Raw genomic sequence first — 13,969 nt, 5'->3', positions numbered from 1 at the left:
CATTCCCGATTCTCGTGTATTATATCGCCTCGCTTGCCGGTGAGTTGCCTGGCTACGGCACGATGAGGGGCGCCCTTCCTACTTGAATAGAACGACAAGGACACTCATGGACGATGTCGCGGATCGGCCCCTGGCCGGTATTCTGCTCAGGTTGCTGTCAGGCATTCTCTTCACCGGGATGATGGTGTGCGTCAAGGCGGTGAGCACCGAGGTGCCATTGGGTCAAACGGTCTTCTTTCGCTCACTGTTCGCGCTGTTGCCGATCGTGGCCTTCATGGCCTGGCGGCAGGAGTTCCCGAGGGCTCTGGTCACGCGGCGTCCGCTGGGGCATCTGTTGCGCTCGGGGTTAGGGGCAGCGGCGATGTTCGCCTCCTTCGCGGCGGTGGCCCGGCTGCCGGTGGCCGAAGCCACGCTGTTGGCCCAACTGTCACCGGTGGTCATGGCCGTCGGTGGCGTGATGCTGCTGGGCGAGCGTTTCAGCCTGCACCGCGCAACGGCCCTCGCATTGGTGCTCACCGGTGTGGCGGTGCTGGTGGCGCCCGACCTGCAGGGGCACCAGAGTGGTGGGCGCATCCTGGGGTATGCGCTGGGCATTCTGGCGGCCTTGCTGACGGCGGGGGCGTTAATGACCGTGAGGCGTATTTCACGCACCGAGACGCCGGCCTCCATCGCCTTCTACTTCGTGATGGTCACGACCCTGGCGGGCCTGGCGACGTTGCCGATGGGGTGGGTGGCCGTGTCGGGGGAGACGCTTGGCTTGCTGGTGTTGTCGGGGCTGTTCGGCGGCGCGGCGCATATCTGCATGACCCTGGCGCTGCGCTATGCCGAGGTCTCGCGTCTGGCACCGTTCGAGTATGTGGCACTGATCTGGCCGGTGTTGGCGGATCTGTGGATCTTCGGGCTGCCGCTCACCAGTAGCTTCCTGCTGGCCTTGCCGCTGGTGTTAGGCGGCGCCGTCCTGGCGGCTTTCGAGGGACGGCTCAGACAGCCGCTTCGACGATGAGTTGAGGGCGCCCCCGTGAGCAGGGCTCGATGCGGGCGTCTACCTGGAAGACCTGGCGCAGCAGCGCCGGGGTCACCACCTGCTCGGTCGTTCCACAGGCCACCAGTTGGCCGTTCTCGAGCACCATCGCCTGGTCGGTAAAGCGCAGCGCATGGCCTATGTCATGCAGCGAGGCGATGATCAGCATCTCCCGCTCGCGGGCCAGTCGTCGCAAAATATCCAGCAGGTTGATCTGGCGGTGCAGGTCCAGCGCCGACGTGGGTTCATCCAGGAGCAGGATCTCGGGGGCCTGAACCAGCGCCTGGGCCGCGCTCACCAACTGACGCTGCCCGCCACTGAGGTCACTGATATCACGCTCGCCAAGTGATGCGATGCCCAGGTCTTCCAGGGAACGGTCGACCTCATGCAGGTCGTCGGGTTGAACTTTCAGGCTGCGACCCTGCATGCGTGCCAAGAGCACCGATTCGTAGACCGTCAGTACAGCAGTGGACCCGGTTTCCTGAGGCATGTAGGCCACCGGACGCTCGCTGGTGGCGCCCTCGATACGGACTTCGCCACTGCCCTTGAGCAGCCCGAGGATGCGCCGGAAAAGGGTCGACTTGCCGGCCGCATTGGGGCCGAGCAGGGACACGATCTGTCCGCCGGCGAAGGTCGGCGTGGTGATCTCTGAGAGGATCTGGCTCCGGCCATAGTGGGCCGAAAGGCAATCGAGCGTAAGCGTTACCATGAAGCCTTCTTGTGGTTGAGCACGAGGAACAGAAAGAATGGAATGCCCACCAGTGAGGTGATGATGCCAATGGGGATGATAGTGCCGGGCAGGATGATCTTCGATAGCACCGAGCCCACGGAGAGGATCAGGGCGCCGCAGAGCGCCGAGCCAGGCAAGAAGAAACGCTGATCCTCCCCTAGTAGCAGGCGCGCGATATGCGGCCCGACCAGGCCGATGAAGCCGATGGTGCCGACGAAGGCTACCGAGATGGCGGCCAGCAACGAGACCAGCACCAGCACTTCCAGGCGCAGTGCGCGGGGATTGACGCCCAGGCTCTCGGCCTTGGCGTCGCCCAGGCGCATGGCGGTCAGCGCCCAGCCACGGCGCGCCAGCAGGGGCAGGATAACGGCCAGTACACCGACGGCAATCCACAGCTTGGGCCAGGTGGCCTTGGTCAGGCTGCCCATGGTCCAGAACACCACTGCCGATACCGCCTGCTGGCTGGCGAAGAACTGGATCAGCGCCATCAGCGAGTTGAAGATGAACACCATGGCGATGCCGAGCAGCACGATGGTCTCGATGGTCACGCCGCGTCGCATGCTCAGCAGGTGAATGGCTCCGGCGGTCAGCATGGCCATGACGAAGGCATTGATCGGGATGATGTAGTCGACCGCCGCGGGCACCAGCGACACGCCGAAGGCCAGCGCCAGGGCGGCGCCGAAGCTGGCGCCGGCCGAGATGCCGAGGGTGAAGGGGCTGGCCAGCGGGTTGCTGAGGATGGTCTGCATCTGGGCGCCGGCGATCGACAGGCTGGCGCCGACCACCAGCGCCATCAGCGCCACCGGCATGCGAATTTCCCACAGGACAACCCTGACCGATTGGCTCACGTTATCCGGCATGAACAAAGCGGTAACCACTTCTCCCAGGCCGTAGCGCGCGGGGCCGAGCGCCAGATCGACGCACAGGCTCAGACATAGCGCCATTGTGAGGGCGGCGAGGATCAACTGACGCCTGATCACCAGGGCACGATAGAACGCGCCCTCTCGTGGAGTGTTGGCGTTGGTGCTGACGGCTGTATCACTGCTCATTCAAGGAGACCCAGTATCCGGGTTGGTAGTCGACCGGCAGGAAGTGTTGGTGCAAGGTCTTCAGCGTCGCTTCGGGGTCCAGGTCTTGGAATAGTTCCGGGTGGAACCATTTGGCCAACCGCTGCACGGCGACGAAGTAGTAGGGGCTGTTGTAGAACTGATGCCAGATGGCGTGGAAATTGTCTTTTCCCACGGCCGTGATGCCGGTCATGGCGGTGCGCTTGGTCAGCGCCTGGAGCTTGGCCCGGGCCTCGTCCATGTCGGCCCCCGGTCCCACGCCGACCCAGTCGCCGCCGGGTACATAGGCGTCCCAGTTGCCGCCGGTAACGACGACCTGGTCAGGGTTGGCGGCGATGATCTGCTCGGGGTTGAGATTGCCGAAGGTGTTGGGAATGATGTCGGCGGCGATGTTTTCGCCCCCTGCGAGTTCGACATACTCACCGAAATTGGCCGGCCCGAAGCTCATGCAGCAGTCTTCAGAATAGCCACCGGCACGATCGATGAAGACCTTGGGACGCTCGGGGTCGGCGGCGGCGATCGTTTCGGTGACCCGGGCCATCTGCGCCTGGGAGAAGTCGATGAAGTCCTGGGCCCGCTCCTCCTCGCCCAGCAGGCGGCCCATCAGGCGCATCGAGGGAATGGTGTGTTCGAGTGGCTTTTCACGGAAGTCCACGTAGACGATGGGAATACCGAGCTTGGCCAGCTTGTCGTCATAGGCCGCGTCTTCGGTGGCCGCCTTGGCTTCGAGGTTCATCAGCACCACGTCCGGCTGGAGCGTGGCGGCCTGCTCGACGTCGAAGGTGCCGTCCTTGAAGCCACCGAAAGTCGGGATTTCGGTCATCTCGGGGAACTTGGCGGCGTAGCTGGCGTAGTTGTCCGGATCGGCCTGGGAAAAGTCCTTGCGCCAGCCCACCACATGCTCGAAAGGAGCATCCGGCTGCAGTGCGGCCAGCAGATAGATCTGGCGGCCTTCGCCGAGGATCATGCGTTCCACGGGGGCATCGACGGTGACCTCGCGGCCAGCGATATCGGTGACGGTGATCGGATCGGCCTGAACGGCCGTGCTGGCGAAGGCGATGGCTGTGCCAGCGATGACCTTGAGCAAAGAGGTATGCATGCGTGGGTGTTTTACTCGTTGATGTATCACGTCGAAACCTGGCTGCGGTCAGGTCGACAGGGTTGCTTTGTTTTGCGTGTAATTCTTATTTGCGGATGATTCATAGTATGATGGAGGCATGACGCAACGTCTAGAGGTGTCGGTGCGTTGGGTCGATGTTCCGTCGGCTGCAAGGCGTCGCAATAAACCAGGAGCGAGATCCGTCTGCGGTTAGTCTCAGCGGGTGGGCGTGATGGGCGCGGCGTGTAGGCAGTTGTTATACTCGGGTCGCTTTTTACCACTACCCGTTCCGCGATTTTCGTCAACTGCCTGGAGACTTTATGTCCTCTTACGCTCCCCGTATCGCCATCGTCGGTGTCGCCGGACGCATGGGCCGCACCCTGGTCAACGCCGTACAGCAGGACCCAGACGCTCGCCTGGCGGGCGGAATCGTTGCGCCGGGCAGTTCGCTGGTCGGTGCCGACCTTGGCGAACTCGCCGGTGCCGGGCGCTTGGGGGTGAACGCCACGGACGACCCGGCCGCCATCGCCGACGCCTTCGATGTGCTGATCGACTTCACCACACCCCGGGTCACGCTGGCCAATCTGGCGTTTTGCGCCGAGTACGGCAAGGCCATCGTGATCGGCACCACAGGGCTTTCCGACGCCGAGCTCGCCGAGCTCGACGGGTATCGTGACCGCGTTCCCATGGTGTTCGCTCCCAACATGAGCGTCGGCGTCAATCTCACCCTCAAGCTGCTGGAAACCGCTGCCCGGGCGCTGGGTGACGAGGGTTACGATATCGAAGTGAGCGAGGCGCATCATCGCCACAAGGTCGACGCGCCTTCCGGCACGGCGCTGAAGATGGGCGAGGTGGTGGCCAAGGCGCTGGATCGCGACCTCAAGGGCGATGGCGTCTTCGAACGTGTGGGTCAGTGCGGCCCGCGTGGCGACAAGGAGATCGGTTTCGCCACCGTGCGTGCCGGCGATATTGTCGGTGAGCATACCGTGATGTTTGCCACCGAGGGCGAACGCATCGAGATAACCCACAAGGCATCCAGCCGCATGACCTTCGCCAAGGGCGCGGTGCGCGCGGCACGCTGGGTCGCTTCGCATGACCGTGGTCGCTACGACATGCAGGACGTGCTGGGCCTCAAAGGGTAGTCTGCGAGCTTTGAATCGCGTATCATCAAATCAATTTAGCCGGGCAACATTATCGATACCAGAGACGGCTACAGGGATCCGAGCGAATGACAACAAAGCGGGATGAAACCGGACTTCTTTCAGGTTTCGTCCCGTTTTTTTACGACCCGCGAGCAGCGGTCGTCAATACTCTCAGTGCTCCTTGAATACGAGGGGTCGGCGGTACGCCGGCCCTGGCTCAGACTCGCGCATGACAAGGGGAGGACGTTGCGTTGATCAGACCCGCGATATTGGCCTTGGAAGACGGCAGCGTATTTCATGGCAGTGCCATCGGAGCCGATGGGCAGACGAGTGGCGAAGTGGTTTTCAATACGGCCATGACTGGCTATCAGGAAATCCTTACCGATCCCTCCTACACGCGACAAATCGTTACCCTCACTTATCCTCACATCGGCAACACCGGCGTCAACGCCGAGGACATCGAGTCCGCCGCCATCGCCGCGGCCGGTCTGGTGATCCGCGACTTGCCGCTCATGGCCAGTAACTTCCGCAGTGAGGCGAGTCTCGATGACTACCTCAAGCGTGGCAACGTGCTGGGCATTGCCGATATCGATACGCGGCGTCTGACGCGGCTGTTGCGCGACAAGGGTGCGCAGAACGGCGCTATCTTGGCGGGTAGCGAGGCCGAGGGCGAGGATGTCGTCGAACGGGCCCTGGCTGCGGCGCGCGCCTTTCCCGGCCTTAAAGGCATGGATCTCGCCAAGGAAGTGAGCTGTCCCACCACCTACGAATGGAGCGAAGGCGAATGGGCGCTGGGCAGCGGCTACGCCGATGCGGCCGGCCCTGATGGAAAGACCGAGCGTCCCTTCCATGTGGTGGCCTATGACTATGGGGCGAAGTTCAACATCCTGCGCATGCTGGCGTCGCGCGGATGCCGCCTGACGGTAGTGCCTGCGCAGACCCCGGCTGCCGAGGTGTTGGCGATGAACCCCGATGGCGTCTTCCTGGCCAATGGGCCGGGCGATCCGGAGCCTTGCGATTACGCCATCGCGGCGATTCGCGAGATCCTCGAGGCCGATCTGCCGCTGTTCGGCATCTGCCTGGGGCATCAACTTCTGGGACTGGCCTCCGGGGCGCGCACGATAAAGATGAACAACGGCCATCATGGCGCCAACCATCCGGTCGAAGATATCGATACCGGTCGGGTGATGATCACCAGCCAGAATCACGGCTTTGCGGTCGACGAGGCGAGTCTGCCGGACAACGTGCGAGCCACGCACCGCTCGCTGTTCGATGGCACGCTACAAGGCATCGAGCGCACCGATTGCTCGGCATTCAGTTTCCAGGGGCATCCCGAGGCCAGCCCCGGGCCACGCGATGTCGCGCCGCTGTTCGACCGTTTCATCGCCTTGATGCAAGCGCGTCGTTAAGGCCCCGCCTCCGCGCGGCGGAGGCGCTTTCACGTTGAGCCGTCGTCAGTCACCAAGTTAGCGGGAATCGTCATGCCGAAACGTACCGACATCCAAAGTATCCTGATCATCGGCGCCGGGCCTATCGTCATTGGCCAGGCGTGCGAATTCGATTACTCCGGCGCTCAGGCCTGCAAGGCACTGCGCGAGGAGGGCTATCGCGTCATCCTGGTCAACTCCAATCCGGCCACCATCATGACCGACCCGGTGATGGCGGATGCCACCTACATCGAGCCGATCACCTGGCAGGCGGTGGCGCAGATCATCGAGAAGGAGCGTCCCGATGCGATCCTGCCGACGATGGGGGGGCAGACGGCGCTCAACTGCGCGCTGGAGCTCGACAAGCAAGGCGTGTTGACGCAGTACGGCGTGGAGATGATCGGCGCCAATGCCGATGCCATCAACAAGGCCGAGGATCGCGATCTGTTCGACAAGGCCATGAAGAACATCGGCCTGCAGTGCCCCAAGGCCAAGGTCGCCCACCGCATGAGCGAGGCGTGGGAGATCCAGGGCGAGCTGGGCTTCCCGGTGATCATCCGGCCGTCCTATACCATGGGCGGTTCCGGCGGTGGGGTGGCCTATAACAAGGAAGAGTTCGAGGAAATCTGCACCCGAGGGTTCGAGCTTTCCAACAACCACGAGCTGCTGATCGACGAGTCGCTGCTGGGCTGGAAGGAATACGAGATGGAGGTCGTGCGCGACAAGCACGACAACTGCATCATCGTCTGTGCCATCGAAAACTTCGATCCGATGGGCGTGCATACCGGCGACTCCATTACCGTGGCCCCGGCGCAGACGCTGACCGACAAGGAATACCAGATCATGCGCGACGCCTCGCTGGCGGTGTTGCGCGAGATCGGTGTCGAGACCGGTGGCTCCAACGTGCAGTTCGGCGTCGACCCGGACACCGGTCGTGTAGTGGTCATCGAGATGAACCCGCGCGTCAGCCGCTCCTCGGCGCTGGCTTCCAAGGCGACCGGCTTCCCGATCGCCAAGATCGCCGCCAAGCTGGCGGTGGGCTACACGCTCGACGAGCTGCAGAACGATATCACCGGCGGCAAGACACCGGCTTCGTTCGAGCCGTCGATCGATTACGTGGTCACCAAGATCCCACGCTTCACCTTCGAGAAGTTCCCCCAGGCGAACGACCGCCTGACCACGCAGATGAAGTCGGTGGGCGAAACCATGGCCATCGGGCGGACCTTCCAGGAGTCGCTGCAGAAGGCGCTGCGTGGCATGGAAATCGGCGTCGATGGTCTGGATCCCAAGGTCACCGATTTCAACGGCGCGGGCATGGCCCTGATCAAGGGCGAACTGCAGGCCGCCGGCGCTGATCGGATCTTCTATGTGGCCGATGCGATGCGCGCGGGGATGAGTATCGACGAGGTCTTTGCGCTGACCAACATCGATCGCTGGTTTTTGGTGCAGATCGAGGAGCTGGTGCGTCTCGAGCAACAACTCGCCAGTCGCTCGTTGAACGAGCTATCGGCGGCGATGCTGTTCCGCCTCAAGCGCAAGGGCTTTGCCGATGCGCGTCTGGCCACGCTGCTTGGAGTCTCCGAGGAGGAATTCCGTAAGACGCGTCATAAGCACGGCATTCGCCCAGTCTACAAGCGCGTTGACACCTGCGCCGCCGAGTTCGCCTCCGATACTGCCTACATGTATTCCTCTTATGAAGAGGAGTGCGAGGCCGAGGTCAGCGACCGGCAGAAGATCATGGTGCTGGGGGGCGGTCCTAACCGCATCGGTCAGGGTATCGAGTTCGACTACTGTTGCGTGCACGCAGCGCTCGCCATGCGCGCCGACGGCTTTGAAACCATCATGGTCAACTGCAATCCCGAGACCGTGTCCACCGACTACGACACCAGTGATCGTCTCTACTTCGAGCCTGTGACGCTCGAGGACGTGCTGGAGATTGCCGACAAGGAAAAGCCGGCCGGGGTGATCGTGCAGTTCGGTGGGCAGACGCCGCTCAAGCTGGCGCGCGCGCTAGAGGCGGCCGGTGTGCCGATCATCGGCACTACGCCGGATGCTATCGATCGCGCCGAGGATCGCGAGCGCTTCCAGACGATGATCGACAAGCTGGGTCTCAAGCAGCCGCCCAACGCCACCGCACGCAGCTTCGAGGAAGCCTTCTCCAAGGCCGAGAAGATCGGCTATCCGCTGGTGGTGCGCCCCAGCTACGTGCTGGGTGGTCGCGCCATGGAGATCGTCTATGACGCCTCCGAGCTGGAAAGCTACATGACCCACGCGGTCAAGGTCTCCAACGATTCGCCGGTGCTGCTGGATCACTTCCTCAACGCAGCCGTGGAGATCGATATCGACGCGGTCAGCGACGGCGAGCAGGTGGTGATCGGCGGCATCATGCAGCATATCGAGCAGGCCGGTGTGCACTCTGGCGACTCGGCATGCTCGCTGCCGCCGTATTCGCTGCCGCCAGAGGTCCAGGACGAGATGCGCGACCAGGTCAAGCGCATGGCGCTGGAGCTCAATGTGGTCGGGCTGATGAACGTGCAGCTCGCCTGGCAGGATGGTGAGATCTACGTCATCGAGGTCAATCCGCGCGCGTCACGCACGGTGCCGTTCGTATCCAAGTGCATCGGTATCTCGCTGGCCCAGGTCGCGGCGCGCTGCATGGCGGGTCAGACCCTTGCCGAGCAGGGTGTTACCCGCGAACGCGTGCCAGGTTATTACAGCGTCAAGGAAGCCGTCTTCCCCTTCAACAAGTTCCCGGGCGTCGATCCGATCCTGTCGCCGGAAATGAAGTCCACCGGCGAGGTGATGGGCAGCGGTGCGACCTTTGCCGAAGCCTTCTACAAGGCGCAGCTTGGCGCAGGCGAGGCGATTCCGCGCTTGAGTGGTGAGCGTCAGGCATTCCTCTCGGTGCGTGATCCGGACAAGAGCGAGATTACCGAGGTGGCCCAATCTCTGCTAGCATTGGGCTTCAGCCTGATCGCGACCCGTGGCACCGCCATCGCTCTCGAAGCGGCTGGCCTCCCGGTCAAGGTCGTCAACAAGGTCTATGAAGGTCGCCCTCATATCGTCGATATGCTCAAGAACGACGAGGTGGCCTATATCGTCAATACGACCGAAGGCCGCCAGGCGATCAGTGATTCTTCCGTGATCCGCCGTACCGCACTCGCTCGCAAGGTCCCTTATGCCACGACGCTGGCCGGGGCGCGTGCGGTGTGTATGGCGCTTGAGTATGGAAATACAATTACCGTACGGCGGCTGCAGGAACTGCACGCAGGAGCAAGCACATGAACAATGTCCCGATGACCGTCGTAGGTGAGCAAAGCCTGCGAGAGGAGCTCGAGCACCTCAAGAGCGTGGATCGCCCGCAGGTGATCCAAGCCATCGCCGAGGCGCGCGAGCACGGTGATCTCAAGGAAAACGCCGAATACCACGCTGCGCGCGAGCAGCAAGGGTTCATTGAGGGGCGTATACAGGAAATCGAAGGCAAGCTGTCCGCGTCGCAGGTGATCGACGTCACCAAATTGCCCAAGACCGGCAAGGTGATCTTCGGCGTGACGGTCGAGTTGATCAACCTTCACAACGACGAGGAAGTGCGCTACCGGATCGTCGGCGAGGACGAGGCCGACATCAAGGAAGGGCGGATTTCCGTGACCTCGCCGATCGCGCGCGCTCTGATCGGCAAGGAGGAAGGCGATACGGTGCTGGTGCGCACACCGGGCGGCGATGTCGAATACGAGATTGCCAGCGTCGAGCATCTGTAACCCGGCTGCGCCGGAAGTTGGAAGTTATTAGCTGGAAGAGCGGCGCTACGCGCTTGGAAGAAAGATCAAAAGCGAAAGCCAAACCCAAAACCAGACCCAAAACAGTACTGTGGTGGTTTGATCTTGGCTTCTAGCTCCTAACGAAAGATGCCAGCGACGGTATTTCGTCGCTGGCATCTTTTCGTCCAAGGGATGCATTCGGATTCTCGAAGCTCAAAGCGGGTTGTGCCGTTTCTTCCGACTTCCAGGCGCGAAGCGCCGTTCTTATAACTTCAAGCTCCGGGCACCGCTCGGCCGCTCAACGCCGTCCGTGGTGGTTCTCGAAGCGCTGGATGTTGGATAGCTTGGGGTTGACCCGCGGGTTGCGGCGATAAAGCAGCGCCACCTTGCCGATCGTCTGAACGAGCTCGCTGTGGCTGGCCTCGGTCAACTCGTCGATCACGCTCTGACGGGTGTCGCGATCGCCGATGGCAAGCTTGATCTTGATCAGCTCGTGATCTTCCAGAGCGCGAGTGAGCTCGGCCAGGACGCCTTCGCTCAGCCCGTTTTCCGAGACCGTCACCACGGGGTTCAAGTGGTGACCGATGCTGCGAAATGCTTTCTTTTGTGCCTGTGACAAGCTCATGGTATCGTGACTGTTCCGGGTTGGCGGACACTCGGCGTGTTGCCGAGGGCGTTATCTGAATGCGGCCAAGCCGCAAACCGGCGCAACTGCTGTCGGTAATTCTGACCACGTGGCCAGCACATGATGTGGCGCCGAGAAAAGATAGAACGCGCCATGTTACGGGGAAAGCGGCGTCTTGGAAAGGCCGTGCCGCCCGCTCGGCTAGCCCGCCCTGTCTTCCGACGAGTTTTGACCGCTATCGATTTAGGTGACCCGTGGCACGTACCTCGCATACTAGCAAGAGCTCTGCCTCTTGGCTCAAGGAGCACTTCGACGATCGCTACGTGCAGCGCTCGTGGCAAGATGGCTATCGCTCGCGGGCGAGTTACAAGCTACTCGAACTCGATACCAAGGATGCACTGCTCAAGCCGGGTATGACCGTCATCGATCTTGGCGCCGCACCAGGCGGGTGGAGCCAGATTGCAGCCGATAGGGTCGGGGCCGAGGGCTGCGTGGTGGCGTCGGATATTCTGGAGGTAGATGCTCTCGCCGGAGTGACGTTCGTGCAGGGCGACTTCACCGAAATGGAGGTGCTGGAGCGAATTCTCGCTGCCTTGGATGGGCGCCGTGTCGACCTTGTGATGTCCGACATGGCCCCCAATATGAGTGGTATGGCGGCTATCGATCAGCCCCAGGCGATGTATCTCGTCGAGCTGGCGCTGGATCTGGCACGTCAAACCTTGTCGCCTGGTGGGCGCTTTCTGGCCAAGGTCTTCCAGGGAGAAGGGTTCGATGCATATTTGAAAGAGCTGCGTAGCAGCTTTCGCAAGGTGACGACTCGCAAGCCGGAAGCCTCGCGTGCCCGTTCGCGCGAAGTTTATCTGTTTGCAGAAGGATTCCACGGCTGAGCTTGCGTCCATAGGATTTGCCCTCAGGCGTATCGGCTCGATAGTCATTATGACTTGGTAGTCGGAACGCCTCTTGTGGTGTAGTGTCCGAACTATGGTCCTGCTTGGCAGACAGTTGCATGCAATGAGGGTATTCCCTTGAACGATATGGCGAAGAACCTGATTCTCTGGTTGGTCATCGCGGCAGTGTTGCTGACGGTGTTCAACAACTTCAGTTCCGACAGCTCACCTCAGGCGATGAGCTACTCTCAATTCGTCGAGCAGGTGCAAAACGACCGCGTGAGCGATGTAACCATCGAAGGTTACACGATCACAGGTGAGCGTGATGATGGCACGCAATTCCAGACGATTCGTCCTGCGGCAGAGGATCCCAAGCTGATGGATGATCTGCTGGCCCACGATGTCAGCGTGGTGGGTAAGCAGCCGGAAGAGCAAAGCCTGTGGACGCGGCTGCTGGTTGCCAGTTTCCCGATTCTGATCATTCTGGCGATCTTCATCTTCTTCATGCGTCAAATGCAGGGGGGCGCTGGTGGCAAGGGCGGCCCCATGAGCTTTGGCAAGTCCAAAGCCAAGTTGCTGACTCAGGACCAGATCAAGACCACTTTCGCCGACGTGGCCGGTTGTGACGAGGCCAAGGAGGAAGTCGAGGAACTCGTCGACTTTCTCAAGGACCCGAGCAAGTTCCAGCGCTTGGGTGGGCAGATCCCTCGTGGTGTCTTGATGGTGGGGCCGCCGGGCACGGGTAAGACGTTGCTGGCCAAGTCGATCTCTGGTGAGGCCAATGTGCCGTTCTTCTCGATCTCGGGCTCTGACTTCGTGGAAATGTTCGTCGGCGTAGGGGCGTCGCGTGTTCGTGACATGTTCGAGCAAGCCAAGAAGCAGGCCCCGTGCATTATCTTCATCGACGAGATCGACGCGGTCGGGCGTTCACGTGGCGCTGGCATGGGTGGTGGTAACGATGAACGCGAGCAGACGCTCAACCAGTTGCTGGTCGAGATGGACGGCTTCGAGGCCAACGAAGGCATCATCGTCATCGCCGCGACCAACCGGCCCGATGTGCTCGATCCAGCGCTGACGCGTCCAGGCCGTTTCGACCGTCAGGTCGTAGTGTCGCTTCCCGATATTCGCGGTCGCGAGCACATTCTCGGCGTGCACCTGCGCAAGGTGCCACTGGCGGATGATGTTCACTCGAGCCTCATCGCACGCGGGACGCCGGGTTTCTCCGGTGCCGACCTGGCCAACCTGGTCAATGAGGCGGCACTGTTCGCGGCGCGTCGCAACAAGCGCCTGGTGGGCATGGACGAGCTCGAAATGGCCAAGGACAAGATCCTGATGGGCGCCGAAAAACGCTCGATGGCCATGTCCGAGAAGGAAAAGAGCAACACCGCGTATCACGAGTCGGGCCACGCCATCATCGGGCTCTTGATGCCCGAGCATGACCCCGTCTATAAGGTGACAATCATTCCGCGCGGCCGTGCGCTGGGCGTGACTATGTTCCTGCCGGAGGAAGACCGGTATAGCCTCTCTCGGCAGCAGATCATCAGTCAGATTTGTTCGTTGTTTGGCGGTCGTCTTGCCGAGGAGATGACGCTGGGGCCGAATGGTGTCACCACCGGTGCTTCCAACGACATCAAGCGCGCCACCGAGCTGGCCCATAACATGGTCGCCAAGTGGGGCCTCTCCGAGGAGATGGGGCCGCTGATGTACGACGAGGACGAATCGCACCAGTTCTTGGGTGGTCCTGGTCAAGGAGGCAAGCTAAAGTCCGGCGAGACGACGACACGGCTCGACAAGGAAGTGCGGCGGATCATCGACGAGTGCTATGCCAAGGCGCGCCAGCTCCTCGAGGATAATCGTGACAAGCTGGATCTGATGGCCGAGTCGTTGATGCAATATGAAACCATCGATGCCAATCAGCTTCGCGATATCATGGAAGGCCGTAAGCCGCGTCCTCCTGAAGATTGGGACGACAAGGGCCCGACCGCCGGTTCGGGGCACGCTGAGGGCACGTCGGCGGACGAAGAGTCTGACACCAGCGGTGGTGAAGATGACGATGCACGGCGTCGCCCTTCTGATCCTCTGGGTGGGCCAGCCGGCCACTAAACGCGACCCTGTGTCATACTACAACGGGCGCCGCTACGCGGCGCCCGTTGGCGTTTGGGGAGTGCTTACACCCAATGCCCTGCATGGTAAAGTGAACGTTTGATGTTGCC

Annotated in this window: 11 protein-coding genes; 7 read left to right on the top strand and 4 right to left on the bottom strand. The window is 61.7% G+C overall.

Translation table 11 applies throughout. From position 1 onward, the window contains the following. Positions 1-106 precede the first annotated feature (106 nt). The gene (locus L1073_RS05550) at positions 107-1,003 is read left to right on the top strand and encodes a DMT family transporter (RefSeq protein ID WP_246897439.1); all 897 of its coding nucleotides are present in this window, start codon (positions 107-109) and stop codon (positions 1,001-1,003) included. Here L1073_RS05550 and L1073_RS05545 read toward each other — a convergent pair. The 3 genes from L1073_RS05545 to L1073_RS05535 are packed head-to-tail and all read right to left on the bottom strand — an operon-like array spanning position 981 to position 3,917. Continuing rightward, positions 981-1,730, bottom strand: a complete 750-nt coding sequence (locus L1073_RS05545; RefSeq protein WP_246897438.1) for an ABC transporter ATP-binding protein — start codon at positions 1,728-1,730, stop codon at positions 981-983. The genes L1073_RS05550 and L1073_RS05545 overlap by 23 nt on opposite strands. Beyond that, the gene (locus L1073_RS05540; protein WP_246897437.1) at positions 1,724-2,800 is read right to left on the bottom strand and encodes a FecCD family ABC transporter permease; all 1,077 of its coding nucleotides are present in this window, start codon (positions 2,798-2,800) and stop codon (positions 1,724-1,726) included. Before L1073_RS05540 ends, L1073_RS05545 begins: the two co-directional genes overlap by 7 nt. Then, positions 2,790-3,917 carry an ABC transporter substrate-binding protein gene (locus L1073_RS05535; RefSeq protein ID WP_246897436.1) on the bottom strand — a complete coding sequence of 376 codons (1,128 nt, stop codon included), beginning with the start codon at positions 3,915-3,917 and terminating at the stop codon, positions 2,790-2,792. The genes L1073_RS05540 and L1073_RS05535 overlap by 11 nt, the downstream gene beginning before the upstream one ends. Before the next feature lie 320 nt (positions 3,918-4,237). Between L1073_RS05535 and dapB the strand changes: the two genes are divergently transcribed. From dapB to greA, 4 genes are all read left to right on the top strand, one after another. Then, the gene (gene dapB / locus L1073_RS05530; RefSeq protein WP_246897435.1) at positions 4,238-5,059 is read left to right on the top strand and encodes a 4-hydroxy-tetrahydrodipicolinate reductase; all 822 of its coding nucleotides are present in this window, start codon (positions 4,238-4,240) and stop codon (positions 5,057-5,059) included. A 251-nt stretch (positions 5,060-5,310) separates the two neighbouring features. Next, the gene (gene carA, locus L1073_RS05525; RefSeq protein WP_246897434.1) at positions 5,311-6,468 is read left to right on the top strand and encodes a glutamine-hydrolyzing carbamoyl-phosphate synthase small subunit; all 1,158 of its coding nucleotides are present in this window, start codon (positions 5,311-5,313) and stop codon (positions 6,466-6,468) included. A gap of 72 nt (positions 6,469-6,540) precedes the next feature. Next, entirely contained in the window at positions 6,541-9,771 is a 3,231-nt protein-coding gene (carB, locus tag L1073_RS05520; RefSeq protein WP_246897433.1) for a carbamoyl-phosphate synthase large subunit, read from the top strand. Then, positions 9,768-10,244, top strand: coding sequence for a transcription elongation factor GreA (greA, locus tag L1073_RS05515; RefSeq protein ID WP_246897432.1), 477 nt, complete (start codon positions 9,768-9,770; stop codon positions 10,242-10,244). Before carB ends, greA begins: the two co-directional genes overlap by 4 nt. A 298-nt stretch (positions 10,245-10,542) precedes the next feature. Here the strand turns inward: greA and yhbY are convergent, their stop codons facing one another. Continuing rightward, positions 10,543-10,869 carry a ribosome assembly RNA-binding protein YhbY gene (gene yhbY, locus L1073_RS05510; RefSeq protein WP_246897431.1) on the bottom strand — a complete coding sequence of 109 codons (327 nt, stop codon included), beginning with the start codon at positions 10,867-10,869 and terminating at the stop codon, positions 10,543-10,545. A 254-nt stretch (positions 10,870-11,123) separates the two neighbouring features. Here yhbY and rlmE point away from each other — a divergent pair, with 254 nt between their 5' ends. Together rlmE and ftsH are read left to right on the top strand one after the other, a co-directional pair. Continuing rightward, a complete protein-coding gene (gene rlmE / locus L1073_RS05505) occupies positions 11,124-11,756 on the top strand; it encodes a 23S rRNA (uridine(2552)-2'-O)-methyltransferase RlmE (RefSeq protein ID WP_246897430.1) in 633 nt (210 codons plus the stop codon). 138 nt (positions 11,757-11,894) lie between these two features. After that, the gene (gene ftsH, locus L1073_RS05500; protein ID WP_246897428.1) at positions 11,895-13,859 is read left to right on the top strand and encodes an ATP-dependent zinc metalloprotease FtsH; all 1,965 of its coding nucleotides are present in this window, start codon (positions 11,895-11,897) and stop codon (positions 13,857-13,859) included. Positions 13,860-13,969 lie beyond the last annotated feature (110 nt).

This window comes from Chromohalobacter nigrandesensis, from assembly GCF_023061285.1.
Classification (GTDB): domain Bacteria; phylum Pseudomonadota; class Gammaproteobacteria; order Pseudomonadales; family Halomonadaceae; genus Chromohalobacter; species Chromohalobacter nigrandesensis.
The sequence above is the reverse complement of the archived record's forward strand: the minus strand, read 5'-3'. Positions and strand labels throughout refer to the sequence as shown.